The 12471-nt window shown below is 45.9% G+C and carries 11 protein-coding genes; 4 read left to right on the forward strand and 7 right to left on the reverse strand.

Features of this window, described 5'->3' with window-relative positions; all coding sequences use genetic code 11:
* The first annotated feature begins 27 nt into the window (after positions 1-27).
* On the forward strand, positions 28-531 hold the full coding sequence (locus tag AC1VYS_RS05340) for a hypothetical protein (protein WP_482913329.1): 504 nt from the start codon (positions 28-30) through the stop codon (positions 529-531).
* A gap of 138 nt (positions 532-669) precedes the next feature.
* Here AC1VYS_RS05340 and AC1VYS_RS05345 read toward each other — a convergent pair whose 3' ends face one another.
* Genes AC1VYS_RS05345 through AC1VYS_RS05355 form a run of 3 tightly spaced genes read right to left on the reverse strand, consistent with a single transcriptional unit; the run spans position 670 to position 4428 of the window.
* Positions 670-1833, reverse strand: coding sequence for a Ger(x)C family spore germination protein (locus AC1VYS_RS05345; protein ID WP_482913330.1), 1164 nt, complete (start codon positions 1831-1833; stop codon positions 670-672).
* Positions 1830-3335 (reverse strand): spore germination protein, encoded by a 1506-nt coding sequence (locus AC1VYS_RS05350; protein ID WP_482913331.1) that lies wholly within the window; start codon positions 3333-3335, stop codon positions 1830-1832. Before AC1VYS_RS05350 ends, AC1VYS_RS05345 begins: the two co-directional genes overlap by 4 nt.
* Positions 3292-4428 carry a GerAB/ArcD/ProY family transporter gene (locus tag AC1VYS_RS05355; protein WP_482913332.1) on the reverse strand — a complete coding sequence of 379 codons (1137 nt, stop codon included), beginning with the start codon at positions 4426-4428 and terminating at the stop codon, positions 3292-3294. Before AC1VYS_RS05355 ends, AC1VYS_RS05350 begins: the two co-directional genes overlap by 44 nt.
* Before the next feature lie 1207 nt (positions 4429-5635).
* Between AC1VYS_RS05355 and AC1VYS_RS05360 the strand changes: the two genes are divergently transcribed.
* On the forward strand, positions 5636-6529 hold the full coding sequence (locus AC1VYS_RS05360; RefSeq protein WP_482913333.1) for an NAD(P)-dependent oxidoreductase: 894 nt from the start codon (positions 5636-5638) through the stop codon (positions 6527-6529).
* Between the two features lie 382 nt (positions 6530-6911).
* Positions 6912-7652: a nuclease-related domain-containing protein gene (locus AC1VYS_RS05365; RefSeq protein WP_482913334.1), complete on the forward strand. Its 741-nt coding sequence runs from the start codon at positions 6912-6914 to the stop codon at positions 7650-7652.
* Between the two features lie 315 nt (positions 7653-7967).
* Here AC1VYS_RS05365 and AC1VYS_RS05370 read toward each other — a convergent pair whose 3' ends face one another.
* From AC1VYS_RS05370 to AC1VYS_RS05385, 4 genes are read right to left on the reverse strand one after another with little or no spacing between them, the layout of a single operon-like run.
* Entirely contained in the window at positions 7968-8636 is a 669-nt protein-coding gene (locus AC1VYS_RS05370; protein WP_482913335.1) for a DUF2642 domain-containing protein, read from the reverse strand.
* A 13-nt stretch (positions 8637-8649) separates the two neighbouring features.
* Positions 8650-10011, reverse strand: a complete 1362-nt coding sequence (locus AC1VYS_RS05375; RefSeq protein ID WP_482913336.1) for an arsenic transporter — start codon at positions 10009-10011, stop codon at positions 8650-8652.
* Positions 10012-10149, reverse strand: a complete 138-nt coding sequence (locus tag AC1VYS_RS05380; RefSeq protein ID WP_167375667.1) for a hypothetical protein — start codon at positions 10147-10149, stop codon at positions 10012-10014.
* A 52-nt stretch (positions 10150-10201) separates the two neighbouring features.
* Positions 10202-10999, reverse strand: coding sequence for a DUF6897 domain-containing protein (locus AC1VYS_RS05385; protein ID WP_482913337.1), 798 nt, complete (start codon positions 10997-10999; stop codon positions 10202-10204).
* Between the two features lie 269 nt (positions 11000-11268).
* Between AC1VYS_RS05385 and AC1VYS_RS05390 the strand changes: the two genes are divergently transcribed.
* Positions 11269-12297 (forward strand): CotH kinase family protein, encoded by a 1029-nt coding sequence (locus AC1VYS_RS05390; protein WP_482934482.1) that lies wholly within the window; start codon positions 11269-11271, stop codon positions 12295-12297.
* The last annotated feature ends 174 nt before the right edge of the window (positions 12298-12471 follow it).

A 12471-nucleotide genomic window follows, 5' to 3' on the forward strand; every position in this document is an offset into this window, starting at 1 on the left:
AGCCGGGATAGGAGAGGAGAGGGTAAAATGAAGGTAATCAAACGCATTAACAAGCCATATCTGATCTTCCTGATATGGAATGTGCTCATGGTTTTTGCCGTAGATGGAATGACGATCAAGCATGAAATGGGTAAAGGTGTATCTGGGAATGGCAATTTGGGCATTCTTGCTTTATTTCCATCCGTGCTTACTTTTCTGATCTTATGTTTCTGGACGGCATATGTCACGAAATGGTGGTTCTATGACCAACGCGAGTACTGGGGCAAATGGGGCAATGCGGCGGTCAGTATTGTTGCTGCTGCTTTGTGTGTATTGTCTGTCTTCTGGGAGATTTATATCTTTGAAGACCTGCGCGTACAGCTTAACGGTTATACACATGACCCGGAATCAGCAGTATATCGTTTTGGATGGCTGAACCAATATACGAATACGCTATACTACAACTTCCCGATTTTACTGTTTGGCGTATCTTTCGCAGTTATCATCGGTTGGGTGTTGGAGCAAGTGCAGCGGTTACGCTCTAGATCTTGATGACAACGTTTGTTACTTGTACGGGTGCAGAACTTGATTGTTATTTCCCTACGATTATACTCACACCTACGCTAAAAAACGAAATTTATAAACCCTCCTGCTGAACATGTTTTGTTATCAGCAGAAGGGTTTCTTCCTTTACACTTTCCTCTTATATTTCCCAGTATACGGAATGGTCAGGTGAATATTTAAAGTTTCAATGGAATCCTCCGTGAGAATGAGGTTTTCCCCATCCCCGGATAACTTGTGCCACAGTTTCGGGTTTTTGCGATACAGTTTTTCTTGTAGACCGTATACATCGACTCCCCGTTTTAATCCATTTCGATAGGTTTCCATGATCTGCTCTTTAAGTGTATCCTCGCTTACTTGGGTCATTTCGTCATATGTCATGGGAACGAGATATTCATACAGTGCGGTCAGATATTTGGCATCAATTCGAAAGGTAACTTTCTCTCCTCGGATAATCGGTTCTATTTTTATTGTGGGCAGACCGACACTGAGTGCCCCATAGATTACACCGTTCTTTTGAACCAGTAGAGGAGCCCGGCGCATACCTTTAATCAACCAATGATAGCCAGACAATTCGTCTCGCGACAAAAATTTAAACTTCTCTCCCATTTTTTCAAAATAAGCTCCTTCAATCAGGAACAAGTCATGTTCTTTCTTATTTTGCAACCATAAGTCTTTGTTTAAGGCAATAACAGGCAGATACGTCGTGGTTGCGGGATCATTGTGCTTGGCAATCAGTTCGAAGCTGAGTACAGGCGCAAACAGCGAATTTTCCATGTAGCTGGGCAACGGATTATGCAGGATGCTGTCCAGTGGAGACAAGTTGTAGATTGAAGCGGTGCTCAGAATGTCCAGCAAAGGCTCTCGCGTACCGTATACCCATGTGGTATATCGTGCTTCCGGGAATCGTCCGAGCATGTCAAAAACATCCTTGATGTGCTGATTGTTCAGCACACTCTCTGCCATGACGATAGCTGTCACATGCCCCCAGGCAATGTGAAGCTGAGATGCACGCCATAACTCGTTCATGGCAAGGCTCATCGTTTTCCCTTGAGCATGTCCAACCCAGATCGGAGGGGATTCGGCTGTTTTACCTGAATTATCCGTTTTGGCTATACTTGAAAAATCAAGAGTTTGCACGTAAATATGATACATGCCGTCCTTATATTCAATGCCAATGGCCTTGGCATAATCCACCTGCTGAATCTCATATGCACTCCAGCATCCCGTAGTCATGAGGCAAAGAGATAGACTTAACATGCCAAGCAACCAGCGGGGTAATACGCGGCTCATCGACCTTTGCCATCCTTACGCGGTTTTTGTGTCTCCAGGTAGACTGGTCTACGTTTTCCCAAACCCGTCGGGACTTTGAACAGAGAGGCAATGGCTTGTTTGAAATTCAGCGGTGTTAAGGGTGTAAGATAGGGGATGCCAAACGATTTTAAGTCCGTCAGATAGATCAGAAACAGGATCATGGACAGAATGAACCCGTAAATCCCCAGTGTTGCTCCCAAGATAAAGCAAAGAAAGCGCAAAATGAGTATAGAACTGGTCATGACTTGATTGACAATGGTTGCTCCAGCTACAACGGTAACGGCGATGACGACGATCATAAGCGGAGAGACCATACCAGCTCGGATGGCTGCATCTCCGATAATCAGACCGCCGACAACCGTTAACGTCTGTCCAATGGCGCTGGGCAAACGGACGCCTGCTTCCCGGAACAGCTCCATAAGCAGCATAATGAGAAACATCTCAATGCCGGACTCCATGGGAAGCCCCATGCGGCCGACAGATATCGTTGCGACGAGCGGAAACGGAATTTGATCCATGTGGAAAGAAGTCAGAGCGATATAGAAACCGGGCAAAAATATAGTGACAAATAGGCCAATGAATCGAAGCAAGCGACCCATATTCACCGGAAGGAAGGGGAAGCTGGCATCCTCTGGTGATTTGAGCAACAGAAACAGGTTTACAGGCCCGATAATCACACTGGGATTACCGTCTACGATTAGAACGAAGCGACCATTCAGCAAGCATTCCGATGCAAAATCAGGTCTGCCCGTATAATGCGTCAAGGGAAACAGGGTGATCTTGGCAGGTGACAGCAACTCTTCCAGATCATTCGCCGTCATAAGACGTTCGGTTTGAATGGCATGGAGACGATGTTTTATATCCTTGATCAACTCTAGATTGGCAATGTTTTTCATATACATCAGAGCCACTTTGGTTGCTGAACGTGATCCGATGAGTTCGATACTGCAGGCAAGCTCAGCAGTACGCAACCGGCTACGGATCAAGGATACATTGACTGCAAGTGGTTCAATAAAACCATCCCTTGCTCCGCGGATCGAGACTTCCGTCGTTGACTCTTCTGGTGTTCGTGTAGCCATATTGGAGATATCGATGCTCCACATGGTCTGCAGAGAGGGGAGGCATAGAAGCAGATGCCCTTCAAAAACACGAAGAGAGATCAGTTCCGTTCCATATTGCGCATCATCAAGGTCGACGCTGTTCCATTGCAGGTTAATATTTTTTTCAATGTCAGACTTGTGAATGAAATGTGTGATCTCGTAGGTTCGCTTCATTTCCGGCAAGATGATGTCATGGATAATCTGTGTATCGACCATGCCACTGCAATAAGCGACAATCAGCTTCATCTGTCCTTCACCGAGCCGGTGGCTGTCGATAATAACATCATCGGAGCCTGCAAAATAAGTTTCCAGATGATGCTGATCAATACGGAACGGTTTAGTCCCTGGACGGGTTGGTTTCGTTCGCGGCGTTTGAGCCATGAGCAGGAGCCTCCTTGTCCTTTTTATGAATAAGAGCGGCCAGTGCCAAAAGAGTGGTGATGATTGCCACGTAAGAGAGCATGGCTGGAAATTGAATGTGATCGACATAATAATCAACGTAATCAATGCGCCACCACTGAATAGCCAAAGCGCACATGATCAGCGTGAGACAGAGGATGGCAATATAGCGTTTCTTAGGTCTGCGGATATCCAGCAGATCGACAATCAGATACATAGAGATGGCGACACGTGCAAAGGAACCACTGAGCCACTGGTAGATGGAGAGAAAATCAACGTGTTGGAACAGCTTGCCGATATTGACGAGTTTCCATTGTTCGTATGGACTATTCCGCTGTTTCGCCGCTTCTTCTGGCCCGAATTCGACAATGGCACCGAGCGTAGGACCCAGCGCCATGCTGATCATGAAGAGGCCAAGCAACAACACATGCCACCAGCGTAGCTTGCCTTTAATGTCGTGTTGAAAGAGCATCAGCAACCAGATCTCCATGAGTCCCGCTAGAGAGTAGATCATTCCTCGGATGACGGGAGTCCAGCCATGTTCCATGATGGGAAAGAGCTGACTATAATCTTTGTATTTCATATTGGCTGACATGACAAAGTAGCCAAGGAGAATGACCAGAGGTAATAGAATACTGGATGTCATTGCAATCGAACGAATGCCTTTGGCTGCTGACCAGGCAGCAACCAGAGCACCTCCACCAGCCAGCACATAGGTCGGTGTAAACGGGAGATAGGTGGATACCGTCCAGTTGGTGGTTTCATATAAGGTGTGTGTCCCTAGCGAGAAGAGCAACAAGACCGCAGTAATGCGAAAGATCCAGGAGGGAACGACGCCAAACTCACGCGTGATCCAATCGGTCAAGCGCTGTCCGCGAATACGGCGGATAATGATGTACATCATACCCAGGAACAGCATGAACAATGGTGCTGCAGCGAGAACAGAGAGCCAGCCATCTCTTCCGGCCACATCCAGAATGGCGGGGACAGACAAGACGTGACAGACCAGCCCGGCACTGAGCAAAATAATGGAGATGGATAACCAGATGGTGATCTGTCCTTTTTCCTGACTCATGTCCATCCCTCCCATTTCGATCTGTTTTCGTTAGATTGTACAGTCTATGAGAAAATGATTCGTTTTTCAGATTTTTTCACAGAATAAGCAGCCCGAGATGGACGGAGGGGGAAGAAAGCTATAACATATAAGGTATAAGGTACAGGTCAAGGTATGAAGCAGAAGGTTGAAGTATAAGGGATGAAGCAGAAGGTATGAAGTATAAGGGATGAGAAGTGAATTGTGAGGCATAAGGTAGGTATCGTGTGTAAGAAATAAGGAGTAAGGCATAAGGCCGTGTGTAAGAAATAGGGAGTGAGCCATAAGGTATCGTGTGTACGGCATAAGGAGTAAGGTATAAGTTATCGTGTGTAAGGAGTAAGCCATAAGGTACCGTGTGTAAGGAGTAAGGCACGAGGTATGGAGTGTAAGGCATAAGGTAGGTATCGAGTATAAGGAATGAGCTACCCATCAGGTTATGCAGGATGAGGATTATCGGGGAGGATTCAGAGTTTAGGAGTAATTTTGAATCGATTGTAGGTTTAGAGTGCACTCGCTCACCACTTAAATATTCTAACGATCTCAGATGAGCTTATTTAAGCGAAATGAGGAGTTCTGGAATTCTAACGATCACCAGGAGCCTTATTTTGCTGAAAAGACAAGTTTAACGTCCATTTTTGAAGTAATTCACCGAAATAAGGTTTCCTGAGATCGTTAGAATTTAAAAGGTGTGATATTGCTCAAATAGCGTTCCTGGTGATCGTTAGAGAAATATGCACTCGGTCCCGGGGCTATAAAGTAGCAAAGGCCTCGCCTTTTCCTGATTCGTACTCGACTGAGTATCCGTATTCGCTTCAACAGAGTATGGACAAGCACTTTAGCACCCAATCTCACTAGGCAGCACTCAATCTCACTATGTAGCACCCAATCTCACTATGCAGCACTCAATCTCACTATGTAGCACTTAATTTCACTAGGCAGCGCCCGATCTCACTATGTAGCGCCCGATCTCACTATGTAGCGCCCGATCTCACTATGTAGCGCCCGATCTCACTATGTAGCACCCGATCTCCCTATGCAGCACCCAATCTTACTAGGCAGCGCCCGATCTCCCTATGTAGCACCCGACCTCACTATGCATCACCGAATCTCACTATGTAGCATCCAATCTCACTAGGCTGCACTCAATGTCACACTATATCACTCAAGAACCGGGAGGAAACTTGCGATGACACAATCAACTAAATCACCTGAAGAGATTAAAGTAGGCTTTATTGGAACAGGCGTTATGGGAAAAAGCATGGCTGGTCACATCCAGCGTGCAGGGTATCCGCTTCATGTATACACGCGCACTGCCGCTAAGGCAGAAGCGCTCGTGAAGGAAGGAGCTGTCTGGCATGAAACGCCTGCGAAACTGGCTGCTGCTTGTGATGTGATCATCACCATGGTAGGGTATCCCAAGGATGTCGAGGAGATTTATCTCGGAGAAGGCGGACTTGTTGCTCATGCCAAATCAGGTTCAACACTGATTGACATGACCACTTCAAGCCCGCTGCTGGCTGCGCGCATTGCCGAAGCTGCGGAGGCTAAAGGTTTGCATGCCCTGGACGCGCCTGTATCCGGCGGCGATATCGGCGCACGGGACGGCAGGCTGTCCATTATGGTGGGTGGTGACGCGCAAGCTTTTGAAGCAGTGCGTCCGATTTTTGAGCAGATGGGCACCAATATTGTGCTGCAAGGCAAGCCGGGCGCCGGACAGCATACCAAAATGTGCAACCAGATTGCCATCGCCTCTGGCATGCTTGGCGTATGCGAAGCACTCGCCTATGCCAAGACGTCGGGACTGGACGCGGAGAATGTGCTGAAGAGTATTGCGACCGGTGCAGCCGGAAGCTGGTCCCTCAGCAACCTGGGTCCGCGCATGATCGCAGGCGATTATGAGCCTGGATTCTACGTGAAACATTTTATCAAAGACATGGGCATTGCACTTGAGTCTGCTCAAGCCATGGGTATGAACACACCGGGACTGGCTCTGGCGGAATCGCTCTATCAGGAAATATCGAAGAATGGCTTGGACGAGAAAGGTACACAAGTGCTGTATACGTACTATCTCCAGGCTTAGAAGATGAACACGGGAAGACAGCAGCGGACTCTTTTGCTTAGGGAAAAGGGGATGCTGCTTTTTCTTTATATAATGGGTTTGAAGTGAACTTGAAGTAACTTGAAGTAACTTGAAGTAACTTGAAGTAACTTGATATGGATTTGATATGGAGTGGACATGGACTTATTGTGGATTTGATGTGCGTCTAAAGTCGCAGGTTTGGGTATATACTGTCGTGCACATTTAACGAAATAATGAATTTGGCAAAAGTCTCTTTACTTTTGTTCGACTTTATCCGACATAAGGTATAGAAGTTTACATGATATCCGGTATTAGATCTACATAATTTATATTTCATAATTCATATTTCATGAACCCATTCCAAGTAGAACGGAGCTTGCCCATGTTCAAGAAAATTCTGTCTCTGTTCAAGACTCAGCCAGAGCTTGTGAGCCCGCTTACCGATTCTGTTTCAGCTTCGGCTTTGCCGCCAGTTACAGCAATTCCGCCACGTCTGGCACGTGGTCGGCGCAAAAAGAAAAAGTCCGAACCTGATTGGATCAGCGTACCGCAAGAACCAACAACCTCCGAGTTACTGTTTGGTTTGTCCAGTGAATATAAAGTATTAAACGACCTGTTGGTTCCTAATCCGAAGTCTCGTTCAGGGTATTCCCAGATTGACCATGTCGTGATTGGCCCGCGGGCGATTTTTGTTATAGAAACCCGAAACCTGACAACTGGAGAGATCCGGGGTGGTCGCCGTGAAGCGAATTGGTCTGTGAGCAGCAGCAGGGTCAAAATGTACAATCCGCTCATGCAGCACCGCGCCCATGTTGAAGCGATTCAGGCACATCTTGGAGATTACAAGCGTGTTCGGCTGGTCTCCATGGTTACGTTCACGAACCGCTGCCGGATCAGTGTTGACCCAGCTGTAAGGTATGTCAACTCGGATGAATTGGTCATCTACGATCATGAATTAGTCGAGACCATTCAGCGCAAGACAGAACGACTTGAGACAGAGCTGCCTGAGACCTTGTATAAAGAGCAAGATACTCAGGAGATTTGGAACATGTTAAACACAGCGAATTCAACGGACCATCAGATTCGGATCGAGCATATGGCGAAGGCTAAAGGAATTAAATAGCCAATTTTACAGACTATTAACCGCGAGTATACAGATAGACAAGTAAAGATGCGCGTCGCCGAATGAATTGATTGAGCTGTTAAGCTTTTGAGTCTTCGTCATTTTCCATGTCAGAGTGATCGCGTCACGGTGATTCAGAGCTAGTGTCAAAATCAAAGTTACAATCAGAATCAAAGTAACAATCAGAAATAAAATTATAGTTACAGTCAGTATTGGTAAAAATAAAGTTAAGGTCAGCATAAATACAAAAACAGGGATATTCCAGGCTAAGGTGCCATTCTCCGGAATATCCCTGTTTGCGTTCTATTTTAACCATTAAGGTAAATGAAGCGTTTGAACATGGCTGGTGTGCATGAACCGCGTGGAACCTTCTGCATCAATGACTTCAAGCAGCTTGTCGTTGATACTTTTGAGTAGTCCTGTCTGTTCGGGCTTGTAACCGAGATTCAAGATGACGAGTTCTCCGGCCATTTTTTGCAGCTGTTGATCGAGTGTGCGAGAGAGTGAGATGGATGATGGCTGTATGGGGAAATGTTGATGTTCCATCGCAAATGGCCTGCTATTGGTGGGGGAAGGAATAATATATTTGAGATGATGGATGGAAACGTAGACCGAATGATGCAATGGAGAATAGAAGATAAAATAATCGTTCATGATGCTGGTAATATAACCGTGTAACGTACGACTACCAATGGAAATTTCACTAAATCTTCCGCGAGCATTCATTAGTACTTTTCGATAAGAGATGTTGTCATGGTCCATTTCGGGATCAGGTGCAGGCACGTCCACATTATTAGAAGTTTCTTCTGATTTCGTAAAATGCATCGTTTGAATATGATGAAGCGGCACATAAATGTAGCGCTGATTACCATAGACAACAATAATGTCCTCGCCTGCATCAATGACCTCACCTTGGATAGGCAGTTTACAGCCGGATAATTCAAATTCAATCGTTTTACCTAACCACGTCGTTGCAGATTTCACAGTATACCTCCTCTCAATACAGCATGGCCACCCAGATATACAAGGAAAATAGACTGATAATTAAACTGATGGGTATCACAATGAAGGTTACTTTCATATACTGTTTCCATGAGACTCGAATATGATGGGTCCGTAATATATACATCCAGATTAAGGTGGCAAGTGTGCCTATGGGTGTTAATAATGCTCCGATGTCACTCCCTAATATATTAGCAAGATATGCTAGATGGAGTTGAGTATCACTCAAATGAAGGTCAGTAACGGCGAATGTTCCAATCATGACCGAGGGCAAGTTGTTGAACAAATTAGACAGCACGGTTAATAGTAACCCAGATACAGCAATCAGACTGGCATTGCCTCTTTCGGCAATCGGACCCGTAAATTCGGTAATCCATGTTGTCATCCCAGCTCGGTGAAGACTGTCCACAATAATATAAATGCTGAAGGCAAAGAGAAGAATATGCCAAGGCGTTTGTGTGACGACATCTTTCAGTCCGGATCGTGTACGATACCACCGTACAGCGAGCATCAGGACCACACCGGTGATGGCGACGATCTCCATGTGTACACCGAATTGTTCAGCTAGAAAATATCCTGCCCGGATCAATACAACAATCCCGATACAGACACGGAACAACCACCAGTCTACATTATTTTTGGAGTGATCAGATTCAGATTCTGTTGACTGCAATGGATGATAACCTGATCCTGATGAACTTTGCATGGATACGGGGAACTGATGAATAACTTTGGGTATACTTCTGCGAAAATAATAGAGTAGTAGCAGAGTCATGGCCATAATTCCGAGCATGGATGGTACAAACATCATCTGAGTGTAGGTGTTCAGGTTTAACCCTACCATCTTCAAGGCAATCAGGTTAGCGAGATTACTGAGTCCGATCGGAGCGCTGGAAGCTGTAGCGATAAGTGCACCGGAGATGAGGTAAGGCAACTGCTGATGAATTTTGAGACGTAACATGGCACAGATTCGAATGATGATGGGGGTAGTGATCAGAATGCTGCCGTCGTTGTTGAAGAAGATGGTCATGAGAAAACAAAGTAATAGAATCAGCCAGAACAATCGGAAGCCGGAACCTCGTGCCTTTTCAATCATGTTCACAGCGATCCAGCGAAAGAAGCCGATGCTATCCAGAATAATGGACATGACAATGGTGGAGAGAATCGTAATCGCTGCGCCGGATACAATTTCGAAAATGCCCAGGATATGCCCCAAACTGCTTACACCAGTAAGAATAAGAAGTAGCGCCCCAAGCGAAGTGGGAATCGATTCATTTAATCCGCCAGGCCGCCACATCAGGAAAATAACTGTGATGATAAATACCCCGAAGGTTAACCACAACTGGTAATCAGGCATTTACTGTGATTCACCTCCCAGGGGGAGAAGTCCTTGTGAAGACTGTTTCAGATGTTCATGAGTCGAGGTGGGCCTTCCCGGCATAACGATCCAATACAAAGGCACACCTGTCAAGACGATTGCGATAAAGATCAGCATGATCATTCCCCCCTTTAAACTGGTAGTAGCTTCGTTTATTGTTGTTTACAAATTACCGTCTGCCTCCGGACTTATTTCCGCGATTTTGATTCCCCCGTGATTTGTTGCCGCCAGACTTGTTTCCACCCGATTTATTCCCTTGAGACTGATTACCACGCGATTTGTTGTTGCCTGATTTATTTCCTTGTGATTTATTTCCGCACGCTTGGTTGCCTGCACTGCGATTCCCTTGGGAACGATTGCCGCCAGACTGCGTATTTTGTGTTTTATTCCCTTGGCTTGTGTTTTTACCGTTGTTATTGTTGTTGTTGTTGTTGCTGCTGCTTCCGCGAACCAGGGAGACGGATTTCACATGCTGTAAAGGAATACGGATGATCTCCTGATTTTTCATCGTCAGAATTAATTGACTCTGGTTGGCATCGGCCAGGATGCCTTCCACTTTTTCCGGGCCTCCGCGGTTAATCTGTACAGGACGGAAGCGAAGTGCCTGCATGACTCCGAGGAATGTGTTCGCCGGAATCGGATTCCCCATAGGTCCTCTGGCTCCGCCGGAACGACCTGTGTCAGTAATACTTTTGACATGAGCATCATTTACATACACCATGCCTTCTTTGCAGCTCACAGCCATGTAGTCCCAGCGTACATCCATTAATGTGCCTTGGATTGAATCGGGTCCACCGCGATTAATCTTGACTTCTCTTCCAACCAAACCTCTCATTCCCTGACCATTCATAGACATTGTATTTTGCCCCTTCCCAGATATAAGTTCAGATAGGCCGCTGACGGTTGTTCGTTGATGTTTGTTGAATCCCTGCCACTCGTCATTGGAGTCTGTCTGTAGTTTAATCATATGTGTACCTAGCATCTGAGGAACCAGCAGACAACCATTTGTATAGCAAATTGGCAGTAATCTATGAGAAAAACGGTAATTTATAGATTGGTGTGATAGGTTTTCAGCAAATGTACCATATGACTTCGCGGATGGTTCCATAAATGGGCTGTGCATTCGCCCTTACGGCCTGCTGTGTTAGTGCATAGGATGATGTAATAGCCTACGGGCTTAACTCACAGGTGACCGAAAGGCGGATGGAAATGACTCTACCTGTCTACCACATCCATGTGTCGACGAATGAATACCAGCGATTAACATCGAACATATGGTCAGAAACGTTTGTGAACGGCACGATGCAGATGGAGGACGGCAAGCAGCTTCCCATTCGAATTCGGTACCGGGGTGGGCATACACGCGCTTATGTGAAAAAATCATTCGAGATTCGCACGGCAAGCCGTACATTCCACTTCAATGCGGAATATGATGACCCTTCACTGTTACGGAACGCACTTTCATTTCAATTCTTTGAGATGATTCGTGTACCCGCACCTTCTACACGCCACTGTGTACTGTATCTTAATGGTCAACTTGCAGGTGTATATTTACGAATTCAAGGTGTGAAATCTTCTTTTTTTCGCCAAAGAAAAATGCCTGTCCGGAGTATTTTTTATGCCGTAAACGATAGCGCCAGTTTTGCCCTACCGTCCCGAACAGCCGATTCAGGAAGCGATCTATTGTCTGGATACAGTCTGATCCGGGGCAATATGGAGGATCGCCAGAGGCTGCGCAAGTTTATTCAACATTTGAATGGAAAATCCAAAATGGATCTGTTTCGTTTTTTGCAATCCAGGGTGGATATCAACAACTATCTGCGGTGGCTGAGCGGGGCGGTGCTGACAGGGAACTTCGATGGATTTCACCAGAACTATACATGGTATGAAAAAGCCAAAAGCCGAAAGTACAGCATTCTTCCTTGGGATTACGAAGGGACTTGGGGGAGAAATTGTTACGGTGCCAAGGTCAATCCGAATCTGGTTCGCATTCAGGGGTACAATAAACTTACAGGGCGTTTGCTCGCATTCCGCACGTGTCGTGAGCAGTATAAGAAGCTGATGAAACAACATTTGGAGGGTACCTTTACGGAGAAAAGAATCATGCCGCTAGTATATCGATTACACGATGAAATTCGGGAAGATGTAGGGAACGACCCTTATATGAAGTGGCCCATGAATGTCTTTCTGAATGAACCGGAGAAGATTCGCACGTATGTGAGAGAGCGCCGTGAGTACGTGGGTATCGCGTTGAAACAGCTGTAAAAGGATGCCCAGGCAACGGGCGACGCTGCCTCGGGTATTTTATTTTGATAAGTTATATTAGTTGAACTATTCTTTTTTACACGTTAACGAAAGGTTATTCTGTCATCGGAGTGGACTGTGTAAAATTTTTAGTTCAACTTATATAGCATGTTTTTGGGCAGTCGATTTCAGGTT

The sequence above is a fragment of the Paenibacillus sp. G34 genome (assembly GCF_056856875.1).